The organism is Aristophania sp. ESL1100 (genome assembly GCF_058511235.1).
Map to the genome: position 1 here is coordinate 2,501 of NZ_CP196394.1, position 22,856 is coordinate 25,356.

The following is a 22,856-nucleotide window of genomic DNA, read 5'->3' on the forward strand; positions in this document are numbered from 1 at the left end:
ATCCGAATGGGGCAACCCCCTCGTAAGAGGATCATGCAATGAATACATAGTTGCATGAGGCGAACCCGGGGAACTGAAACATCTCAGTACCTGGAGGAAAAGACATCAACAGAGATTCTGCGAGTAGTGGCGAGCGAAAGCGGAGTAGGCCAGTGCCTTCGATATGAAGTAGAAGAACGGAATGGAAAGTCCGGCCAAAGAGGGTGATAGCCCCGTATTTGAATATCGTATTGAAGGACTTGAGTAGGGCGGGGCACGTGAAACCCTGTCTGAACATGGGGGGACCACCCTCCAAGCCTAAATACTCCCTGGTGACCGATAGTGAACAAGTACCGTGAGGGAAAGGTGAAAAGCACCCCGATAAGGGGAGTGAAAGAGACCTGAAACCAAATGCCTACAAGCAGTCGGAGCCTCAAATGGGGTGACGGCGTACCTTTTGTATAATGGGTCAGCGAGTTTCTGTCCGTAGCGAGCTTAAGCCGATAGGTGTAGGCGCAGCGAAAGCGAGTCTGAATAGGGCGAATTAGTTACTGGTAGAAGACCCGAAACCGAGTGATCTAGCCATGGCCAGGCTGAAGGTGCGGTAACACGTACTGGAGGGCCGAACCCACGCCTGTTGAAAAAGTCGGGGATGAGCTGTGGCTAGGGGTGAAAGGCCAATCAAACTCGGAGATAGCTGGTTCTCCGCGAAATCTATTGAGGTAGAACGTTGCGTATTACCCTCGGGGGTAGAGCACTGGATGGGCTAGGGGGGCCCAAAGCCTTACCAAACCTAACCAAACTCCGAATACCGAAGGAGTAGAGCGCAGCAGACAGACAGTGGGTGCTAAGGTCCATTGTCGAGAGGGAAACAGCCCAGACCACCAGCTAAGGCCCCTAAATCGTGGCTAAGTGGGAAAGGATGTGGGGATTCCAAAACAACCAGGAGGTTGGCTTAGAAGCAGCCATCCTTTAAAGAAAGCGTAATAGCTCACTGGTCTAATAGAAACCCTGCGCCGAAAATGTAACGGGGCTCAAGCCACGTGCCGAAGCTGTGGGTGTATGATTTATCATACGCGGTAGCGGAGCGTTCTGTAAGCCTGCGAAGGAGACGGGGTGACCCTCTCTGGAGGTATCAGAAGCGAGAATGCTGACATAAGTAGCGACAAACAGTGCGAGAAACACTGTCGCCGAAAGTCCAAGGGTTCCTGCGCAAGGTTAATCCCCGCAGGGTGAGCCGGCCCCTAAGGCGAGGGCGAAAGCCGTAGTCGATGGGAACTGGGTAAATATTCCCAGGCCTGCCAGAAGTGACGAATGAGAAATGTTGTATGCTCTTAACGGATTGAGCATGCTTTTGGACCATTCCAGGAAATAGCTCTGGCATATAGACCGTACCCGAAACCGACACAGGTGGACTGGTAGAGAATACCAAGGCGCTTGAGAGAACGATGCTGAAGGAACTAGGCAAATTGCTCGTGTAACTTCGGGATAAACGAGACCCATATGTGGGCAACCATGTATGGGTGGCACAGACCAGGGGGTAGCGACTGTTTAGTAAAAACACAGGGCTCTGCGAAATCGAAAGATGACGTATAGGGCCTGACGCCTGCCCGGTGCCGGAAGGTTAAGAGGAGATGTGAGAGCATTGAATTGAAGCCCCGGTAAACGGCGGCCGTAACTATAACGGTCCTAAGGTAGCGAAATTCCTTGTCGGGTAAGTTCCGACCTGCACGAATGGCGTAACGACTTCCCCGCTGTCTCCAGCATCGGCTCAGCGAAATTGAATTCCCCGTGAAGATGCGGGGTACCCGCGGTCAGACGGAAAGACCCTATGAACCTTTACTGCAGCTTTGCAGTGGCATCAGGAAAATTCTGTGTAGGATAGGTGGGAGGCATCGAAGCAGGGGCGCCAGTTCCTGTGGAGCCGTCCTTGAAATACCACCCTGACTTTTTCTGATGTCTAACCGAGGCCCATTAGCTGGGTCCGGGACCCTGCATGGCAGGCAGTTTGACTGGGGCGGTCGCCTCCTAAAGGATAACGGAGGCGCGCGATGGTGGGCTCAGGTCGGTCGGAAACCGACTGTCGAGTGCAATGGCATAAGCCCGCCTGACTGCGAGAGTGACAGCTCGAGCAGAGACGAAAGTCGGCCATAGTGATCCGGTGGTTCCACGTGGACGGGCCATCGCTCAACGGATAAAAGGTACTCTAGGGATAACAGGCTGATCTCCCCCAAGAGTCCACATCGACGGGGAGGTTTGGCACCTCGATGTCGGCTCATCACATCCTGGGGCTGGAGCAGGTCCCAAGGGTTCGGCTGTTCGCCGATTAAAGTGGTACGTGAGCTGGGTTTAGAACGTCGTGAGACAGTTCGGTCCCTATCTGCCGTGGGTGTAAGAGACTTGAGAGGATTTGTCCCTAGTACGAGAGGACCGGGATGAACGAACCTCTGGTGCACCGGTTGTCACGCCAGTGGCACAGCCGGGTAGCTAAGTTCGGAATGGATAACCGCTGAAAGCATCTAAGCGGGAAACCAGCCTCAAAACTAGGTCTCATAGAGCCGTTCAAGACCAGGACGTTGATAGGTCAGGTGTGTAAGGGAGGTAACTCTCTTAGCTAACTGATACTAATCGCTCATATCTCTCACACATAAACACATGCACAGTCATCTCCTACTCAAAAACACTTCTCATAAAAATACGCACTAACACTTCTTACTCTCTCTTTACAGAGTGAGCGGGAAGACCTGGTGGCTATGGCAGGGGGATTAAACCCGATCCCATCCCGAACTCGGCCGTAAAACACCCTAGCGCCTATGATACTGCACCTTAAGGTGCGGAAAAGTCGGTCGCCGCCAGGTCCCCTCGCTCACTCTCTTTACCCACCACCGCTGCGGGGTGGAGCAGCCCGGTAGCTCGTCAGGCTCATAACCTGAAGGCCGCAGGTTCAAATCCTGCCCCCGCTTCCAATTCATCCCCCCACCTAAAAATAATACCCAAAGATTATTAAAAACGACTTCTTGTAGCGATTGTCACCACCACCCGCCGCTCCATATGAAACGCCTTTGTCGTTGCTTTATGTGTCAGGGGAGCCTGACTGGTCCTGGAACGCTTGACCCATTGTGCCAGACTTCAAGAATTTTATTTAAATCTCCAAAATCGCTGACAGGGTTCCCTTTTACGACTAACAGATCCGCCTTTTTACCAGGCGCAAGGACGCCACGGTCATCTAACTTTAACAGACGAGCCGCATTCTCTGTCGCCAGGTGAATCGCTGCCAGGGGCGGGATGCCGCTTTGTTCATAGAGTGCCAGTTCCCGTTGTTCCGCAACACCAGGAACGCGCGTAGGGAAGGCACCACTATCGGTCCCAAAACCTATCTGCACATTGGCTTGATAGGCAAGCTGAAGATTTTTGATATTGATCGCAAGTGACTCATGCGCATGGTCAGCATCTTTCCCCTGACTATGTTTTACAGACCACTCAGGATCATCAACCTCTTTCGAAAAACCATCACCTATCCCAGATTTATAAAAGGCTTGCGTCGTCCAGGGTTGTTTTTCTGCCCAGGCTGTTGTTGATTCATCAAGTTCCAGTGTCGGGATGTACCAGATTTTCCGCTTTTTCATTTCCTCAATGACATCACCGGGGATTATCTGATCCCTGACGCCATGGGCAATAATATCGACCCCGTCATTGATGACTTCTTTCGCATCGGCCAGGTCATGAATATGAGCAGCAACACGCAGGTGCTTCTTATGTGCTTCTTTGATCGCAGCTTTGATCACAGCAGGAGACATTTTATTTGGCACGGAGCCATAGAAGGTATCGACCCATATTTTAACGAGGTCCGTCCCTTCAGATGCCATTTCATCGACCGCCTTGCGGGCGTCTTCAGGCGTTGATGGGCGGATGATCTGGTTAGGGCCAATATTAAGAGGAGGTGCTCCCTCAGGAACGCCGATTCCCTTATCCACACCATAAAGATCAGCCGGAAGCGCCCCTTCATGGGCTTTCTGGCGAATGGGATTGAATATTGCGGGATTGTTCAGCCCTAGGGCGTTAACGGTTGTAACGCCATAACGCCTATATTGCGCAAGGGTCTGTTCGATATTGTTTTGTGTATAAAGTTGGGGCCCGGTTTCAATATCCTTTACCAGGCCAATATGAGAATGGTCTGAGATCAGACCGGGCAACACAGTGTCCCCGGTTCGATCTATAATTTTTGTATGAGGCGGTAATGCGATATTTTTACCGACGGCAATAATTTTGTCTTTTTGAAATAAGAGAGTCGCATCTTCAAGGGGCGCTTTTCCTGTTCCATCGATGATGCGAATATGCGTCAACGCGATATCAGGCGTTGTATCTGCTAATGCTGTCCCTGATAGAAGGCTTGTGCCTAAAAGGATGCCTGCCAGGATGTTCTTAGAGGTTACCATATGCTTAAGCTCCTATCAGTCTTAAATGATAAAGGCCCTCGTGAGAAACGAGAGCCTTTATAAAAAGGTCTTCTATCGAAGGATCAGGCGGCTTTTGGCCCGAAATCAATGACCATACGGCCGCGGATTTTCCCTTGTTCCATTTCTTCGAAAATATCATTGATATCTTCAAGAGGACGCATGGTCACTTTTGGAACGACTTTTCCTTCGGCGCCGAATTTGAAGGCTTCAACGAGGTCTTCGCGTGTGCCAACCAGAGATCCGACGAGTTTGATCCCATCAAATACGAGACGGGGAATGCTCAGGCTCATGGCATCAGGTGGCAGCCCGATCGCGACGACGCATCCACCAGCCCGCACTGACTCAACAGCCGCATTAAAGGCGGCTTTTGCAACAGCGGTTACGACAGCGGCGTGCGCTCCACCAAATTTCTCCTGAATTACTTTAGCGGCATCTTCATTTCTGGAGTTGATGACGTAATCAGCACCCATGGATTTGGCGAGTTCTAGCTGACCATCAACCACATCAACGACGATAACTTTGGCATTGAAAACGTTTTTCGCATACTGCATGGCAAGGTTGCCAAGACCACCAGCACCGAAGACGACAAGCCACTGCCCGGGGCGGACACCGGACATCTTCACGCCTTTATAGGTTGTAACACCGGCACAGGTGATGCTGCTGGCTTCAGCAGAACCAAGGCCTTCAGGGACTTTCACAGCATAGTCTGCAACGACGATGCATTGCTCAGCCATGCCACCATCAACGGTGTAGCCAGCATTCTCAACGCTACGGCAGAGGGTTTCATTTCCAGAAACGCAATATTCACAATGGCCGCACCCTCTAAAGAACCAGGCAACGCTGGCTCTGTCACCAACTTTCAGGGAGGTCACACCAGGGCCGACTTCCTTAACGATGCCGATCCCTTCATGACCGAGAATAACACCCGTTTTATCGCCATAATCAGCATTTTTGACGTGCAGGTCTGTGTGGCATACGCCGCAACATTCCATATCAAGAAGGGCTTCACCGTGACGCAGGGGGCGGAGTGTTTTATCAACGATTGCGACTTTATGGTCTTTCGTTGCAACAGCAGCTTTCATAGAAATTCTCTCATGTTACCGGATCTTCGGCCTATAGTGCGGGAGAGCCGGCTGCTATATGGGTTTAAAACTATGGGTTGATTATAGGCTTATTAGCGAAACCCGGTTATCACAATGGTGTGTGAATAGACGAAATATTAACCGGAACTTAACTATGAAAATAAGCCCTCTGTAAACAGAGCCGGTTCACTTTCAGGTAAAGCGGCTCTGCGGCATTTAAGCTTAAATGGTCATTCAGCTTAATTCAATTTTGGTTTTAATATTATTTCTGGTCGCATGAGCATAAGGGCAGACATGCTCTGTTTTCTGGAGCAGCTCTTTGGCTTTTGTTTCGTCCATTCCGGGAAGGGACGCTTTGATCCCGACTTCAAGACCAAAACCGCCATCTGAGCGGGGGCCGAGTCCTACGCTGACTTCGACACTGGCTTGTGATGGCAGGGTGATCTTTTCCTGTTGGGCAACATATTTCATGGCGCCGAGAAAACAGGCTGCATAACCAGCGGCAAAAAGCTGTTCAGGATTATTGCCCTGGTCATTTCCACCCAGCTCTTTAGGGGTACCAAGATCGACTTTGAAACGCCCATCCAACGTTTCTGCATGACCATCACGGCCGCCGGTTGCGTGGGCTGTTGTGCGATATAAAACATTCACTGACATGGGAAACTCCTTTCCACTTTGGAGAGTATTTTATTAATGCGCGGAACTGGTTGTAAATTATTTAACAGTGAGGTTATTTTTCGTCAGACAAAATAACCTCACCATGTATCCTTCTGGAATTATGCTCCAGGAAGAGAGGACATATCAATCACAAAGCGGTAATGCACGTCGCCTTTCTCAAGGCGTTCAAACGCGTGATTGATCTCATCAATGCGGATCATTTCACATTCTGGCAGAATATTCTTCTCAGCGCATAAATTGAGCATTTCCTGCGTTTCGGCAATGCCACCGATAAGGGAGCCGGCAATGCTTCGGCGCCCCATAACCATTGGGATCGATGACGTTTCTGAAAGCGGGCCGATCTGACCGACAATCACAAGCGTGCCGTCAACATCAAGTAACGGCATATAGGGGTCCAGGTCATGCCTGTAAGGGACTGTATCAATAATGACATCAAAATGATCGGCCGCCTGTTTCATGGCGGCTTCGTCAGAAGAAACCAGATAATGGTGTGCTCCGAGTTTCAGGGCATCCGCTTTTTTTCGGTCTGAGCGACTGATCACGGTGACTTCTGCTCCCATCCCGGCAGCCAGCTTGACCGCCATATGGCCAAGGCCTCCCAGCCCGATTACACCGACTCTTTTGCCGGGACCAACGTTCCAGGCGCGTAAAGGGGAATAGACGGTAATACCTGCGCAAAGGAGAGGAGCGGCACGGGAAAGGTCTAATGTCTGAGGAACGTGAAGGACAAATTCCTGACGGGCGATAATGTGTTTTGAATAGCCGCCAAACGTATTTTTGCCATCAATTCGGTCCGGGCTGTTATAGGTCTGCGTATTGCCTTCCCGGCAATATTGCTCATTACCTTTGTCACATTGGTCACAATGCTGGCAGGAATCGACCATGCATCCGATGGCTGCGAGGTCACCTTCCTTGAATTTTGTAACATCAGACCCTGTGGCGATGACACGCCCGATAATTTCGTGACCCGGAACGATGGGATAAACCGTGCCATGCCAGTCATTACGAACCTGATGAAGGTCTGAATGGCAGACGCCGCAATAAAGAATTTCCAGAACGACATCATCAGGGCGTGGATCGCGCCGTTCAAAAGTGAAAGGTTTTAGAGGGGCCTCGCAGGAGGTCGCTGCATATCCTGTGGTTTTCATAAGGGATCATGATCCTTTTAAAAGTATGAAAAATATGGAACTAACATAATAATATTCTCTTATTTTTTAAAGAGGACTAGCTTCATAGTTCTTATGAAATGGAGAATTACAAATTTTTCTTATAAAAGAAATAATGTAGCGCTATAAGATAATCTTATTAAATATAGTTACGATATTACGCGTTCCCCTCCTGAATAAGGAGAGGAACTGACGATTATTTCACTTAGGAGACAGGTTTTTCACGTAATATGGAAAGTGCTGCGGCACAGCTGAGAACAGCGGCTTTTTCCTGACGTGACAGAGTTTCCAGTGCCTGCCTGATTGTGGGACTTTCCTGCAATTTTATCATGCCCGTCAGAAGGGGCACATTAATGGGTTCTCCCGGTTTGCGAGGGGGAGGCAGGGTCAGGAGATGAGCATCTCTCAGCACAGGGTTGTTATGCAGGGCCTGAAAAGCCTCAAGGTGCTCTTCCTTTGTGAGGGGAGGCAATTCTTCTTCAACCAGTTTCAGGACTTCAGGGGGTGTGCTTTCTTCAGGAATCAGGAGAAGTTTATATTTTCTGGCAAGTTCCCCCACTGTTTTGCTTGCGGTCAAGGCAACGAGCGGAATGGCCAGCACAAGCCCGATCAGGACAGGAAGCATCCAGAGAAAGAGAGGCAGTGACACAGACCAGGCAGCCAGACTGAGTGCGATGCCGATAGCACTATAGAGCCAATAGCCATGGGTCACTTCTTTGAGTGAAACACGTCCTTCCACCCTGTTTTGTGCCTTCCAGCCAGAGTCACGTCCAAGAAAAATTGAAATAATGGCAGAGGTCTGTATCAGCATGGCGATCGGGGCAATCAGGCCGCCAATCAGGGTTTCCAGCACTACAGAGAGTGTCAGACGCACACGCCCCCCTGCGCGCAGGGCTGTCTTTGAATCAAGGCAGGTTGCAAATAGGGCCAGAAATTTGGGCGCCAACAGAATCACCATGGTCCCGATAAAGACATTCCGTGCCTGAATGGGGTCGACGTGAGGCCAGTGAGGGTAGAGAGAGCGTTCCGTGCTGAAATATTCAGGGTGATAAAAATGTGCCTGAAGCGAGATGAGAATCCCGCACAGGAGGAATAAAAGCCATAAGGGGGACATGACATAGGCGCCCATCCCGACCAGCATGTGGGAACGACTGATCCAATGAAGCCCTCTGGCAAAGAGAATGCGGCTATGTTGCAGGTTTCCCTGGCACCAGCGCCGGTCACGGATGGCAATATCGGTCAGGGAGGGGGGGCTTTCCTCATACGATCCGAAAAGCCCGGGCACCATATGGATCGCCCAGCTTCCGCGCCGCATAAGAGCGGCTTCAATGAAATCATGGCTTAGAATATGCCCTCCAAAGGGAGGTTTGCCTTTCAGATGGGGAAGGCCGGCCTGTTCAGCGAAGGCCTGCGTGCGGATAATGGCATTATGCCCCCAGAAATTGCCTTCAGAGCCATGCCACCAGGCAATGCCGTGGGCAATCAGGGGGCCGTAAATGCGGCCTGCAAATTGTTGCATCCGGGCAAAAAGGGTATGGCCACCGACAATGGTTGGCAAACTCTGGATCAGGCCGACGCCCGGGTGGGCTTCCATAGCGGCAGTCAGACGGACGATCAGGGCACCATCCATAACGCTGTCAGCATCAAGTACCAGCATATGGGGGTAACGTCCCCCGAAACGTCTGACCCAGTCCCCTATATTGCCGGCCTTACGGTCAGTATTCTGGAAACGACGGCGATAATAAACGCGCCCTTTGGCATAAGGCTGCTTCTGCAAAGCCAGGAATGTCTGTTCTTCCTGAAGCCAGATATCCGGGTCGGTCGTATCAGAAAGGATAAAAACGTCAAATGAACCCGCCTGTCCTGTTTCCTCCAGACTTCTGAAGATGGCGCGGATATTGGTGATAACCCGTTCTGGCGGTTCATTATAGGTTGGCATCAGGATCGCTGTGCGTTCCCGTAATTGTGGAAGAGGCCCCTCCCGTGTGATGCCGAGTCCAAGGCCGCCATGACGTAATAGTGAGGCAAAACCGCCAAGGGCTGAGATAAAAGACAGACTGATCCAGAAACTCAGAATGGCGAAAAGAACGAGAATGATGATGCCGAGCGCGGAATAACCAAATGAATTGAAGACTTTATTGATTTTTTCAAGACTATAGGCGGTCAGCAAAAGGGCTCCGCCAAAAACGCCGAGACGCCGCAACCAGAGCCATGAAGGCGTCGTCGGCAGACGCCAGAAAGGGCGGCCGTGACGGTCCGGCTTCTGGCGCAGATTCTGCGTTGGCATGTCCAGAGGGGCTTCTGGAGGCAAAAAGGCCGCAAAAGCAGGGGTGGATAAATCGCTCATGGTGTCCAACGATAGAGCCAGGTTTCCGAAATCGGTCCCTGATCCGTTGCGAGCTGTGCTCGTAATTCGCATAATTTTGCATCACCGGGAACGAACTCGAATGTCGCTCTCATTCCCTGAATATAGGGGTTCTGTTCAATGACAATATTACGGATTGTCCCGGGATTTGCCCCCGTAATGAGGTGGAAATTCGTATCTTTGGGGAGTGTCTGGAATGGCTCACCTGTAAAATCAATGACAAAGAAATGTGCCTCAGGGTGGTCAACAACGCCCCCCACCCGGGTTGCCGCAATCCGGGCCAGATGGGTCGGCCATGGTGTGTCCCACCCCCAGTACATCCGGTAGGTGAAGTTATAGACATGTCCCTTTAACATCGGCTCTTTAGGGTGCCAGAAAGAGACGATGTTATCATTGACTTCGCTGGGAGTCGGGATTTCGACAAGCTCAACAGCCCCTTCGCCCCAGTTTCCGACGGGTTCAATCCAGAGAGAGGGGCGTTTTTCATAGTGCAGGGCCAGATCCTCATAATCATGAAACGCCCTTTCACGTTGCATCAGGCCGTACCCATAGAGGCCTGTATCAGTGAAAGCGGATACCTGAAGATCGGTCGGATTATTCAGTGGGCGATAAAGCTGCTGTTTGGCGCCCGTCCAGATTTGCAGGGCTTCACTATCATGAGCAGCGGGGCGCCAGTCATCGACGTGATTATGGTTGTTGGCATCAAAATAGAACATGCCTGTTAAAGGGGCGATGCCCCCATTGGTGATTTCCTGACGGGGGAAAAAGGTTGATTGCACGTCAAATAAGGTCGTCTCTCCCGGGCGGATCGTGAAGCGGAAAGCACCGGTAAGAGAGGGGCTGTCCATCAGGGCATGCACAACGAGAGACTGGGTATCGGGTGATGGCTTTTCCAGCCAGAAGGCTTTGAAGAAAGGAAATTCCTCTCCTTTCAGGGTGCCGGTATCTTTTGCAAAGCCACGGGCCGACAGGCCGTAAATCTGACCTTTGGCAAAAGAACGGAAATAGGAGGCCCCCAGAAAGACAGCGCATTCTTCCATAACGCCGGGCGTATTTATGGCGTAACGAATACGCAGGCCTGAAAAGCCTATATCTTCTGTCACTTTAAGGGAGGGGTCGTTATAATTATAAAGATCCGGGTTATAGGAAATCTCGGTTGCCTTGCCCTCTACGACTTCATACATATGCACGCGCAGTTTGTAGAGATAGCCGCGTGGAAAAAACTCTACATCAAAGGGCAGTTTATCAGCGTGCCAGAGGGCTTTATCGGACACATACTGAATGGAGGTAAACTCGTCGAACCCCATATGGGACAGCGCTTCAGGCAGATTATGCTGAGGGGCGACGTAGTCCTTGCCCGCAAGAGATTTGGCCAGAAGCCTGACCGTGTTTTCATCAAAATTATGAGGACCCTGAGACGAAGGAGCAGCCGCTGATGCTCCGGAACGGCAAAGCCCCAGCGCAGCCAGCCCGGCTCCCGCCCCGAGGCTGGTTTTCATAAGATCGCGTCTGAATAACTTCATAAGAACCCCGGACTCTCAGTAATCTCGATAAAATATGTTCATGGTCTATTATGGTAAAATTGTTGCCATAATAAGGAGAAAGGACAGAAAATCCATAAATCTGAATTTTTTCGGGGAGATATTAGCGAAATGTTCCCGAGTCTTCTATAGCCAGTCCCTGAAGAGAAGGGATATTTTGTGCCATGATGGCAACGGCTTCAGGAGATAAATCATCACAAAAAGGTAAATGAAACAAATATTTTATGCCACTATACCTTTCAATCAGGTAATGATTATCCGGATTATCCCCTCCATTAAAAATAAATCCGCAAACAGGGACACAACGTCGTGAAAGGGCTTCAAGGCTGAGAAGTGTGTGATTGACGGTTCCAAGGCCTGGGCGTGCGACGAGAATAACGGGCAGCCCCAATCGGGCAATAAAATCGATCATCAGGCAGTCAGAAGTGAGAGGAACCATAAGTCCCCCCGCCCCTTCAACGATCAGGGGATGATTACTGGGAGGTAAGGAGGGCGGCAGTGTGGGAGAAAGATTTTCCTTCCGGGCCGCCATGAAAGGGGAGAGAGGAGCCTGGAGTTCACAATAAGGGGGGATGATGCGTTCTGGGGGCAGGCGGGCTAGTCTTTTGACGGTTTCCGTGTCGCCGGCTTCGTCAGACAGTCCTGTCTGAAAAGGTTTCCAGTACGTCCCATTCCATGCGGTTGCAAGTGCAGCGCTGACCAGGGTCTTCCCTATGCCTGTGTCTGTTCCGGTTATAAACACACCTTTAAAGCTGCTCATCATGAATCCTTGCGAAAGAGTCCGAATGCCACCTGATAGGTAACGGCGTTATAGCGTTTATCAAACAGGGCCATGGCTTTTTTCAAGGCAGAAATGCTGAGAGGTCTGTGTCCGGGACGGGATAGGGAAGCCCCTATTTTTTTCAGATTCTGTAGAAAAATACGCGCTGACGGTACGTCTTCCCGGAGGTCTTCCATAAACCATTGTCCTTTTCCACATGCGGGCCAGTATGTCTCCAATGTGGAAAGGGAAGGATAATCAGGAATCCCGCAGGAAATTGAGGCTTTGTTGCAAATGGTGCGCCATTCCTGAAAACTGTCTCTGGCCAGAGTGGTAAGGCAGATCATCCCCCCCGGAGACAGATAGGCAGCAAAGTGCTCCAAGGCTGCAGGCAGATCAGGAAACCACTGTACACAGAGATTGGAGGCAATAAGGGAGACTTCGGAGACAGGGGGAGGAGGCTGCAACGTCTCGCCATCCATCTGGTGGAACAGGATATTGGAAGCAGAAAACTCCCCTTGCCTTATTTTCTGCTCAGTGCGCCTCAGCATTTGCAGCGAAAGGTCCGAGGCCACGTAAAAAGTGGAAGGATATAAATCGAGCAACCTTTCCGTCAGGTGGCCAGTGCCGCACCCTATCTCCAGAATGGCGGATGGAGATGACAAAGCTTCTTGCCGGGCAATGAGACCTGCCAGCATCCGGGCCGTGTCCTTTTGTATAAAAGAAACGGAATCATAGTTTGTGGCCTTGTCGAACTGATGAGCAATCGCCTGATTCCGTAACAGACTCATAGGGAAGAGGCTCCGATACGGGAGTGGATATCGCCGATAAGGCGGGCCGACGCTATGAGATGTGTGATGGGAAGAAGGTGCCCTCCGTCCCAGCAGAAATTTTCCCATAAGGGCGACGTCGCAGGCTGTAAAAGTCCCGCCTGTGCCGGAGAGAGGGGATCCTGTGATCCTGTAATATTGATAAGCGGTTTTGACCATTGGGCGAGGGAGGCCGTGCTATCACCATCGCGCAGAAATTCCAGCCCGGCCTGAAGACGGGTTTTTTCGAAAATAGAGGGCAGAGTCGGGTCATTTTCCCCACAAAGGGTGCGAAACTGCCTGAGTGTTGTTTCGGGAGATTGTCCCAGTCGAAGAATCATCCTTTGAAGAATTCTCTCGGGAACGCCCTGCGGGAATGAAGGTGAATGCGTGAAACGGGAAAAGCCATTGAAAGCGATCAATCCACGGCAGAAATCGTCATTATGCGAAAGGGCTGTCATCACCCCAGCTGAGTGGCCCACGGCCAGATAAGGACGCTGCGGAGGGGTTATATCAGGAGAGGCTCCAAAATAACCGGCTTCATAGAAAAAGCAGGGGATTTCAGGAAGATTTTTACAGAGCAAATGCCAGAAGGAACGGTCATAGCCCCAGCCATGGATAAAATAGAGCGCCAGAGGGGTCACGATGGGATCGCTCCCTGTCCCTGAGACAAGGCCGAAATCAGGCGGTTCAGATCCTCCATGGAAAGAGTGCTGTGAAGAGCCAGACGCAGGCGTGCTGTATGAGGCGGAACCGTTGGAGGGCGGATGGCGGTGCAGAAAAATCCGTGGTCCCGTAGAGACTGTGCCAGAGCCAGAGCTTTCGTCGTCTCGCCAATCATGATGGGAATAATCTGGGTTGTTGAAGGAGCGGTTTCCAGCCCGATTTTATCCATCTCCAGGCGAAAAAATGATGATTTTTCTTCCAGTGACTGGCGCTCAGCTTCCAGAGACGGCACCAGCTCAAGAGCGGCATCCAGAGCGCCAAGAACAGAAGGAGGCAGGGCCGTGCTGTAAATAAAGCCGGAAGCAAAATTGGCTATGAAATCGCAAAGCTCTTTTGACCCGGTTATAAAAGCGCCCATACCACCAAGGGCCTTACTGGCAGTGCTCATGGTGATATCTGCCAGACCATTGCCTAGTCCCCGCCCTTCAGGGCCGAGGACACCGGTAGCATGGGCCTCATCAATATAGAGAGCAGCATCAAAACGGTCTGCCAGGGTCCGCAGGGCGGCAATATCGGCACGGTCTCCATCCATGGAGAAGACACTTTCCGTGATAATAAATTTCAACCCTGATTGTGCATCATTCTGGCTCAGGAGAGTCTCAAGATGGTTGAGGTCATTATGGCGGAAGCGATGTTGTCTGATCCCCGCTGCGTTGCACCCGATGTGCAGGCTTGCGTGATTGAGGCGGTCACTGAAGATCAGAGCGTCATGGCCGGTTTCCTGCCGGGAAAGATAATTCAGGGCAGGGATAAGAGAGGCATTTGCCTGCCAGCCAGTTGCAAATAACAAAGCCGCTTCACTGCGTTTGAAACGTGCCAGCTTTTCTTCCAGATGGTCGTGAAGGGTAAGTGTGCCATTGACGAGGCGGGAGGCGCAGCTTCCTGTGCCGTAGAGCTCTGCCCATTCGGAGGCTCTTTGGCGAAGGAAAGGATGTTGTGAAAGCCCCAGATAGTCATTGGACGCAACATCAATCAGCCATTTACCGTCCTGAAAAAGGGTGTTCCCCTGGCGTTTTATGGGAGAAGGCGAGCGTAAAAGATGCTCAGCCTTCCGTTTTGTCAAAGCCTGTTTCAGGCAGTCCTGTAGGGGAGATGTCACGCAAATTGCTCTTTCAGAACCTCATGAATGGTAGAGGTCAACACCTCCAGTTCAGAAGATGTGATTGTAAAAGCAGGGGTAAGATAAACAATATTTCTGAAAGCACGGATCCAGACATTCTTTTCAAGAAATGCCTTGTTAAGGGCTGCGGCATCGTGCAGTTCGTTCAGTTCAACAACGCCGATGGCCCCTTTAACGCGAACATCCTTGACGTTAGGCAAAGTGCGGCAGGGAGCGAGTTGCTCGGCAAGCTGGCTTTCAATCATCTGAACCTGTTGGAGGCGGGGCTCCTGCTCAAACAGATCCAGTGAGGCATTGGCAACGGCGCAGGCAAGCGGGTTTGCCATGAAGGTAGGGCCGTGCATAAGGGCATGAAGCGGATTATCTGAAAGAAAAGCGTTGAAAATACGGGTTCTGGCTATAGTCGCAGCGAGGGGCATGGTTCCCCCTGTCAGTGCTTTTGAAAGGGCGATGATATCGGGAACAATCCCGGCCTGTTCGCAGGCAAACATGCTTCCTGTGCGACCAAATCCGGTAAAAACCTCATCGAGGATCAGCACTATTCCGTAGTGATCGCAAAGCTGGCGCAGTTCTTTGAGCACTGAGGGGGCATGAAACACCATGCCTCCGGCCCCCTGAACGAGAGGCTCTATAATCATGGCGGCGATCTGATGACTATTTTCTTCCAGCAATTGTCTCAGCTGTTCACGTTTATCAGCTGTGTCCGGGACGTCAGCGAGGTAATGGCGGGGCAGGCATTTGCCAAAAAGTGTGTGCATGCCCTCTTCAGGGTCACAGATCGACATCATCATGAGTGTGTCCCCATGATACCCCCCTCTGAAGGAAAGGAGCTTTGAACGTTCAGAGTGGCCGTTATTAAGGTGATATTGGAGGGCTATCTTGGCAGCGACCTCCATCGCGACAGAGCCGGAATCCGTGAAGAAGACATGATCGAGATCGCCAGGAAGGAGTTTCGCCAATCGTTCAGCCAGTTTCAGAGCCGGGTCGTGGATCATGCCTCCAAACATGATGTGAGGCATGGTTTCTGCCTGGCCGGTAAGGGCTTTTTGCAGGGCAGGGTGATTATATCCGTGACAGGCGGTCCACCAGGAGGCAATGCCATCAATCAGCTTCCGGCCATCATCGAGTGTGATTGTACTCTTCAGCGTCTCAACCGCCTTAACCGGGTAAGGGGCTGTTTTCATCTGGCAATAAGGAAGCCAGAGATGAGAAAGGGAAGAGGCGTGGGTCGGAAGCGGAAAATTATGATCAGGAGACATAATGTTAATTATGCTTAATCTGAGGTTCCCAGCAACAGTTTTGGGGGTTTAAAATTGCCAATTTGTGACAAAATATATAATTGCATTTTAATTTTTACTGTTGTTAAAACGTCCTGCTATCATTTAGCGGATTAAGTTAATAAATTATTATAAACAGAGTATCGCTGTAATTAAGGACAGGAGCCTATTAGAGTGTTCAAGAAATCACGACTGACAGTTGCGGGATTGGCATCATTACTGGCACTTGCTGCCTGCCAGACGCCGGGAGAAGAGTCACGCCCTGACGTTTATGACCAGTCTCAGGTCAATACATTGCAGCGTACTCGCGTTATAACAATTATTTCAGTCTCCCCGGCCCGTATCAATGTGGATAATACAGCCAATCAGCAGACAGCGACTGTTGCCGGTGGTATTCTTGGGGCAGCCCTCGGCGCTGGCCTGGCTGCAGGGGCCGGTCATAGCGGATGGGGTGGTGGCCTTGCGGCTGGTGCCGGTGGTGCGGCCGGTGGTGCCCTTATTGGCAATGCTGTGGCAGGTAAAAAGACGATCGTGCAAGGTGTTTCAGTGACCTATCAGGATCGTGCCGGTGGGGAACCTTTCACCAGTACGCAGGTTGGTCGCCCTTGTGAATATGCTCCGGGAACGGCGCAGCTTGTTACAGCAGGGAATAATGAAACACGCGTGCAACCTAATGCCGTGTGTCCTAGAAGATAGTTAGGAAATTTTGTAGGGAGCGAGATGTGATGTCCAGGAAACTCTCAATAAAAGTGGTGATAAACGGCGGTTTCTGCGGTGCCTTACTGTGGGGGATGGCGTTACCTCTTGCTTCAGCACAGACTGATCCCGGCCAGCTTGAAGCGCTGGGCCGGCTACAGGACCAACAGGATTCCCAGCGCGTTGCACAGCAGAGGGCCCAGGCTCAGGCTGCGCAGCAAGCCCAGATGGCGGAAATGCGTGCAGCCAGGGCTCGCGCCGTTGCCAGAGAAAGGCGGGCAAGTGCCCTGGCCGAAGAGCGGCGCGCAAAAGAGGCTGATGACCGCGCTTACCTTCATGCTTTGCGCGAAATTGATATACAAAAACAAAAAGCACAATTACAGCTTGAAGAGGCCAAGGCCAAACATGCTGAGGATTATGTGCAGGCAGAACTTAACCAGAAACATGCTGATACCGATGCTGTTTCTGCCAAAAGTGATGCCACGCGCACTCTGGCCAATGGTGAGCAGCATTTAATGGAAGATTCAGGTAAAGCTGAAAAAATGAAACAGCGTCATTGGTGGGAATTTTATAAGGACTGAATTTTCTGGCACTGTCATTTCCGCTGGAATGGGCGTTGCAGTGCCGGAGTCTGATCTCAGAGTCGCTCTCATAAAGAACGTCTTCGTTGTGAAGATATGAAAAATCCCGGAAGTTTCCCCGGGATTTTTTTTGGTCTGTTTCTTAAGAAATCCTGAAAAGAAGGCCTGACCGACCCAGGAACAGGGTGGACCTCCTTTTTTTTCGATTGTATTATTTCTGGTTCATCTGGATGCTTATGATAGTGAGGCTCTGTGCAGCTTTTTAGTATTTTTCTATTAAGTGATCGAAAACTGAAAAGTAATATCCGCTCTAAAAGCGGTAATTTTATGGCAGGTTTATTCTGCGCTGCCAGTTTTTTGGCAATGTCCGGAACATGTGCCAGAGCCGATGACTATGATCAATTAAGCGGACTTCCTGATCATTATATGCCCCAAAGTGATCATGACGCTGCATCATTACCTGTTAATTACGCCGGAGAGGGTGATGACTCTTCAGGTGGTTCTGAAAGCAGTGCCCCCTCAGAGCGCATGACTAATTATTTCCCGGCTTCATCTGACACTAACCTTTCCCAGCCTCAGAAGAGTGTCTCTGATGCGGGGCAGGCACCATTGGCAGAAACCAGCACATATGATGCGCCGCCTCATTCATGGAATAACGCCAACCTGGAGCTCGCGGCTCCAGCAGGCACGCCGGTTACAGACACAAATGATCGTTATGTGGCAGGCTATCTGACATTCAAAGGCGATGGGACGCTCGTTCTTACGGGTGATACTGAGTTATATGCGCAGGAAGGGATCAATACGAATTTCCCGGTGGATCCTACCTCGCCCCCTCCAATCGGGGCTGCTTCCATTGAAGGCGGACATCTGATTGTTGATGGAAATGGAGATCCCAATAAAGTCGGCGGCAATATTATCGGAACAAATAGTTACACGATTATAGGGCGGGGCGAAGGATCAAACGCAGAACTGACGGTTGAGAATGGTGCCGGGTATATTGTCGGCTCGCCTGAAAATGGTCCTTCAAAAGTGCCCAGTAGCGTGTTGATCGGCCTGGGTGGGGGCAGTGAAGGAAGTGTCACAGTTGATGGAATAAACAGGGACGGCGAAACTCATTCCATTTTGCTTGCTTATGGCCCCAATGGTGCGATCACAGTTGGGAATGGTGACCAGAATTATGGTTCCGGCGTAGCCAAGGGGACGTTGAACGTAACCAATGGAGGCCAGGTTTATGCGGACCGTGTCATTATGGGTAACTATAAAAACGGGATAGGCACCATTAATGTAGGCTGCTCGACTTGTGTCCCCGGAAGTAGTGGAGAGACATCCACACTGAATGCCGGTGGCGCTTTTACGACAAGTGATAATAATTCATTAAAAATCACGTCTGACTCAGGATTATATGTAAATTCTGCCGGTAATGGCACCCTTAATATTTATCAGCATGGTGTTGTGGCCGTTCAGGGCCAATTGCGCTTTGGTGATGCCAGGGCGGCTTTTGACAGCAATACAGGCCATGGTGAGGTGAATATCAATCAGGGTGGTGTCCTTCAGGTTGCTGATGCCCATTCTGAAGGGGGCACACTCTATAGTGGTATCGTCAGTAATGAAAAGGATTATGCCCTTAATATTAATGATGGTGGAACCTTACAGCTGCTTAATGAGCATTCGACGTTAACAACGGATGTGAACATGCATCTGGATGGCAATGCCAATATCCAGACAAATAACGGGACAGCTCATTTTTCAGGCAATATGACGGGCAGTGGCAATCTCGACGTCAATGATAACAGGAGCGGTGCTGCTGGTGAGATCCAATTGGCGTCTGCCAATAGTTACACGGGAGCCACCATTATTAATCAGGGCGATATAAGACTGGTGGATAACGGCAATACGGGCACAGGTCGTATCCTTCTGGGGTCCAGAAAAGTAACAGATGATAATGACAGCCAGCTTATCAACCATGGATCTCTGATTATCGATAAGGATAATACCACTATTTTAAATCAGGATATCGTCCATGATTCCAAAGCGGATGATGATAGTGATGGCGGTATCGTGCAGCAGGGTGCCGGGCTGACCGTTCTGAACGGAACGAACAGTTATAAAGGTGAGACGCATATTTATGATGGCACCTTGCGCATTGACGGTAATCAGGGGGGCAGCAAAACCTATAATTACGAGGATGCAGCCGATGGGCAGACAACCGTTGAAGAACATGGGACCCTGGCCGGTAGTGGCACAATAGGGGGTGATGTCCTTGTTAATGGTGGTGGCAAATTGGAGCCAGGTGCCGGAAATCAGTCCAGTAACCCTAATAATATATTAACGATCAAGGGCGATCTTGACCTTCATAACGCGTCACAGCTGGTCCTCGTGACGAATAAAGGTGAGAGACAGCTCGCTGTTGTGGATCAGGTCGGCCATCAGACCGGTGGCAATTATCTCAATAGTGACAGTGTTACGGTGCAAGGACATGCAACGTTACAGCCCAATGCAATTATTGAGGTGAAAAGAGGTAATTCAATCCGCTATGACCACGCTTACCGGATTATTTCGGCAAAAGGGGGAATTACCGGTGATATTGGTCAGATTAATAAAAATTCCAAAACACCACATTACTATTTTCTGACATCGAATTTCTATTTTGTGGATGCAGCGCCTGGAGAGGATTCAAAGGGGCTTGATTACAGACTGGACCGTAATGACAAGAAATTTGAAAGTGTTTCAGGGACCCATAACCAGCATGAAGTTGGCCGGATCCTGGATCATCTGACCTCTGATTCTGATATTGCGCAGGCCGTTGCCCAGGTTACCACAGCAGATGAGGCCAGAGCCGCCCAGAAGTCACTCTCAGGTGAGTTGCATGCCTCTTTACGTACGGCATTGATTCAGGACAGCTATTACCTCAGGGAAGCCGTTGTGGACCGGGTTGCCCAGTCAGTGTGTGATGACACTATGGTCGGCACGAATATCCATACAGCCGATCTGAGAACGCATAGACGCGACGATGGCCGTTGTATCAAAGGTCGTCCCGTTCTCTGGGGGCAGGCTTATGGCAGTATGGGGCATGTCTCCGGTAATAGTAATGCCTCTGCCATGCATCATTCCACGGCTGGTTTCATTATGGGGGTGGATGCCTCTCTCAGGGGGAATGATGACTGGCGCGTAGGGGGTGTTGTCAGTTACGGCCGAAGCATGTTCGACCTCTCTGGTGAAAATTCATCAGGAAACAGCAATAATGTTTCTATCGGGGCCTATACAGGCGGGAAAATTGATAATTTCCGTCTGGCTGTCGGGGCTGATTATACCTGGAATATGATCACCACGAACCGTCGTTTCTCCATCGCCGGTTATGGTGACAGCCTGCATGCTCATTATAATGGCGGCACTGCGCAGATCTATGCTGATCTTGCCTATCCTCTCCACATAGGGCGCGTCAGTGAGGTCGAGCCATTTGTGGATGCATCCTATATCAATATGCATACTGATAAATTCCGTGAAACAGGAAATTATGGCGCGTTGATTGGCAAGAGCAGGGACGATAGTGTCGTTTATACAATGGCTGGCGTCCGGGCCTCTACCAAGGTCATGGTAGATGATGTAATGATAACACCCCATGCCATGGTGGCTTATCGGCATGGCTTCGGAAATTTACGTTCCAAGGCAAGAAACAGCTTCACTGATGGTGGTGGCACGATGGATATCCGGGGGCTTGCCCTCTCTGAAGATGAGATTGTCATGGATCTCGGCATGAAAGTTGATGTCACGCAGGATATTGATATTAATGTCTCTTATATTGGCCAATATGGTGGCCGCACGACGGCAAGCGGTGCAAAAGCGGATATGAAGGCCCGTTTCTGAGGTGTTGATAGTGTGAGTGGGGTGTAAGGGGAAAAAATGGTCTCAGAATCGGATTATGGAAGGCATCATTTTTTATCTGGCCTTATAGCTGTGTTGTTTATCTGGTGTGCGGGGCTTCTTGTTTCTGTCGTTCCCGCCTCCGCCGGAAGTCTGCCTCATGGTGCTTCAGCTGTTAACGAATCGTATCAGGAATGGCATCTTGATTGCCATAATGGTGAGGCAGGCGTTAATTGCAGGATCTCGCAGAAGCTTCTTGAAGGGCAGTCAAAACAGGTCTTTTTCAAGCTGGAATTCACCCCTACAAATGCCGGCCAACCACACGGTCTTATGATAACCCCTTTCGGGCTGAGCCTGGTTGACGGGGTTACCGTCACCACAGAGGGTGAGCTGGTAGGCGACGTTTATGCCTTCAGCACCTGTGTTCCGACAGGGTGTGAAGTTCCGTTTGATCTTGATGAGGCCCAGTTCAGAAATTTTCTTAAAACGGAAAAGGCGAAATTTGCGTTTACGACGCTTAAGGGTAAAGTCGTGAATTTCCAGATTCCGACAGCTGGACTGGCTGACGCCCTGACGCGTGCGTCTGCTTTGATGAAGTAGGCGTCATGCCTCTTTTCGGGGTAGGAAAACAGGTCATGATACAAGGCAATAAGAGAGAGTTTTTGTGAATCAGAGACGGCTTCTGCCTTTTTATGTCGCACTATCCATTCTTTCCTGGGCGAGTGCTTACCCGATCGTGCGTCTGGCCATGCGCGATATTGCTCCTATTCCTTTGGCCTCTTTGCGTTATTTTGTGGCGGCTTGTCTGGCGGGTTTATGGCTGCTCTGGAAAAGGCCGGTTCTGCCAGGGTTAAGGGATTGGCCACGCCTGTTTGTCTGCGGGGCTCTTGGGATAACAGCCTATAATATTCTCTTTAATCTGGGGGAGCAGACCGTCTCTTCAGGCGCAACGAGCCTGATTATCGCGTCAGCGCCGATTATGGCTGGCATTATGGCTGTTTTTTTTGCTGGGGAAACACTGTCTCTTTTCGGATGGTTGGGTTCCATCGTCAGTTTTGGGGGTGTTGCCCTGATCGTTATAGGGCAGAAAGGGGGCCTGTCATTTGGGTCTGGAGCAGGGCTGGAGCTACTAGCGGCCTTCTGCACGGCCTGCTATGTGGTGCTGCAACGTCCGCTGGTGCAACGTTATGGGGGGCTGCCTGTTACAGCCTGCGTCCTGATGATTGGTGCCTTTCTCTTGTTGCCCTGGTTGCGTGAGGGAACCATCACATTGTCTCATGCGCCCATGAGGGCCTGGGTTTCTGTTCTGGAGCTGGCCATTTTCCCTGCCGCAATCGGTTATGGCTCATGGAGCCATGTGATCGGGATTATGGGGGCTGCCAGAGGAGCAATCCTGCTTTATCTACTGCCTCCTTTGACGTTTGTTCTTGCTTTTATTCTTGAAGGGAGCTGGCCGGATTTGCCGACATGGTGTGGTGGTCTTATCGTAATGGCGGGCGTTGCTTTGGCCCATAAAAAGAAAAAAGCATAAATCCGGTTTTTCCGGGTTGTGCAAGAAGAGAAATTGAAGAGTTTAAGTTACTAGAGGTGTCTGTTATTACGAATTAGATGAATTCTTGCAGAAAAAAACATATTGGGTCTTCTCTATCGGAGGATCTGGTCATATAGATCAAAAGTCTGATAGTGAAATTATAGTCATAAAATTCTGAAGTTAATTAAAATTTGTGTGCAGCGGTCAAAAGGAATGTTGATATGCCC

16 protein-coding genes, 1 tRNA gene and 2 rRNA genes (1 of these 19 cut by a window edge) are annotated in these 22,856 nt (G+C 50.6%); 8 read left to right on the top strand and 11 right to left on the bottom strand.

What is annotated here, in order from left to right:
* The 3 genes from ACSYSY_RS00020 to ACSYSY_RS00030 all read left to right on the top strand — a co-directional run.
* Positions 1–2,628 (top strand): 23S ribosomal RNA (locus ACSYSY_RS00020) (it extends 112 nt beyond the left edge of the window).
* 94 nt (positions 2,629–2,722) lie between these two features.
* Positions 2,723–2,837 (top strand): 5S ribosomal RNA (rrf, locus tag ACSYSY_RS00025).
* A 31-nt stretch (positions 2,838–2,868) separates the two neighbouring features.
* A tRNA-Met gene (locus ACSYSY_RS00030) sits at positions 2,869–2,945 on the top strand.
* 114 nt (positions 2,946–3,059) lie between these two features.
* Here the strand turns inward: ACSYSY_RS00030 and ACSYSY_RS00035 are convergent.
* From ACSYSY_RS00035 to ACSYSY_RS00085, 11 genes are all read right to left on the bottom strand, one after another.
* Positions 3,060–4,415, bottom strand: coding sequence for an amidohydrolase family protein (locus tag ACSYSY_RS00035; protein WP_491707305.1), 1,356 nt, complete (start codon positions 4,413–4,415; stop codon positions 3,060–3,062).
* 83 nt (positions 4,416–4,498) lie between these two features.
* Positions 4,499–5,518: an alcohol dehydrogenase AdhP gene (gene adhP / locus ACSYSY_RS00040; protein WP_491707306.1), complete on the bottom strand. Its 1,020-nt coding sequence runs from the start codon at positions 5,516–5,518 to the stop codon at positions 4,499–4,501.
* Between the two features lie 234 nt (positions 5,519–5,752).
* The gene (locus tag ACSYSY_RS00045; protein WP_491707307.1) at positions 5,753–6,175 is read right to left on the bottom strand and encodes an organic hydroperoxide resistance protein; all 423 of its coding nucleotides are present in this window, start codon (positions 6,173–6,175) and stop codon (positions 5,753–5,755) included.
* A 119-nt stretch (positions 6,176–6,294) separates the two neighbouring features.
* A complete protein-coding gene (locus ACSYSY_RS00050) occupies positions 6,295–7,344 on the bottom strand; it encodes an NAD(P)-dependent alcohol dehydrogenase (RefSeq protein ID WP_491707308.1) in 1,050 nt (349 codons plus the stop codon).
* 223 nt (positions 7,345–7,567) lie between these two features.
* Positions 7,568–9,709 carry a glucans biosynthesis glucosyltransferase MdoH gene (gene mdoH, locus ACSYSY_RS00055; RefSeq protein WP_491707309.1) on the bottom strand — a complete coding sequence of 714 codons (2,142 nt, stop codon included), beginning with the start codon at positions 9,707–9,709 and terminating at the stop codon, positions 7,568–7,570.
* Positions 9,706–11,250 (bottom strand): OpgD/OpgG family glucan biosynthesis protein, encoded by a 1,545-nt coding sequence (locus tag ACSYSY_RS00060; RefSeq protein ID WP_491707310.1) that lies wholly within the window; start codon positions 11,248–11,250, stop codon positions 9,706–9,708. The genes mdoH and ACSYSY_RS00060 overlap by 4 nt, the downstream gene beginning before the upstream one ends.
* 121 nt (positions 11,251–11,371) lie before the next feature.
* Positions 11,372–12,031, bottom strand: coding sequence for a dethiobiotin synthase (gene bioD, locus ACSYSY_RS00065; protein ID WP_491707311.1), 660 nt, complete (start codon positions 12,029–12,031; stop codon positions 11,372–11,374).
* Positions 12,028–12,819, bottom strand: coding sequence for a methyltransferase (locus ACSYSY_RS00070; protein WP_491707312.1), 792 nt, complete (start codon positions 12,817–12,819; stop codon positions 12,028–12,030). Before ACSYSY_RS00070 ends, bioD begins: the two co-directional genes overlap by 4 nt.
* A complete protein-coding gene (locus ACSYSY_RS00075; protein ID WP_491707313.1) occupies positions 12,816–13,481 on the bottom strand; it encodes an alpha/beta fold hydrolase in 666 nt (221 codons plus the stop codon). Before ACSYSY_RS00075 ends, ACSYSY_RS00070 begins: the two co-directional genes overlap by 4 nt.
* Positions 13,478–14,662, bottom strand: a complete 1,185-nt coding sequence (locus tag ACSYSY_RS00080) for an aminotransferase class I/II-fold pyridoxal phosphate-dependent enzyme (RefSeq protein WP_491707314.1) — start codon at positions 14,660–14,662, stop codon at positions 13,478–13,480. Before ACSYSY_RS00080 ends, ACSYSY_RS00075 begins: the two co-directional genes overlap by 4 nt.
* Positions 14,659–15,942 (bottom strand): adenosylmethionine--8-amino-7-oxononanoate transaminase, encoded by a 1,284-nt coding sequence (locus tag ACSYSY_RS00085; RefSeq protein WP_491707315.1) that lies wholly within the window; start codon positions 15,940–15,942, stop codon positions 14,659–14,661. The genes ACSYSY_RS00080 and ACSYSY_RS00085 overlap by 4 nt, the downstream gene beginning before the upstream one ends.
* Positions 15,943–16,134: 192 nt before the next feature.
* On the opposite strand from ACSYSY_RS00085, the gene ACSYSY_RS00090 reads away from it, so the two are divergent.
* From ACSYSY_RS00090 to ACSYSY_RS00110, 5 genes are all read left to right on the top strand, one after another.
* Positions 16,135–16,656 carry a hypothetical protein gene (locus tag ACSYSY_RS00090; protein ID WP_491707316.1) on the top strand — a complete coding sequence of 174 codons (522 nt, stop codon included), beginning with the start codon at positions 16,135–16,137 and terminating at the stop codon, positions 16,654–16,656.
* Between the two features lie 95 nt (positions 16,657–16,751).
* Positions 16,752–17,237: a DUF5384 family protein gene (locus ACSYSY_RS00095; RefSeq protein ID WP_491707317.1), complete on the top strand. Its 486-nt coding sequence runs from the start codon at positions 16,752–16,754 to the stop codon at positions 17,235–17,237.
* Positions 17,238–17,564: 327 nt separating this feature from the next.
* Positions 17,565–21,101, top strand: coding sequence for an autotransporter outer membrane beta-barrel domain-containing protein (locus ACSYSY_RS00100; protein ID WP_491707318.1), 3,537 nt, complete (start codon positions 17,565–17,567; stop codon positions 21,099–21,101).
* A gap of 36 nt (positions 21,102–21,137) precedes the next feature.
* The gene (locus tag ACSYSY_RS00105) at positions 21,138–21,698 is read left to right on the top strand and encodes an invasion associated locus B family protein (protein WP_491707319.1); all 561 of its coding nucleotides are present in this window, start codon (positions 21,138–21,140) and stop codon (positions 21,696–21,698) included.
* 64 nt (positions 21,699–21,762) lie between these two features.
* The gene (locus tag ACSYSY_RS00110) at positions 21,763–22,629 is read left to right on the top strand and encodes a DMT family transporter (RefSeq protein ID WP_491707320.1); all 867 of its coding nucleotides are present in this window, start codon (positions 21,763–21,765) and stop codon (positions 22,627–22,629) included.
* Positions 22,630–22,856 lie beyond the last annotated feature (227 nt).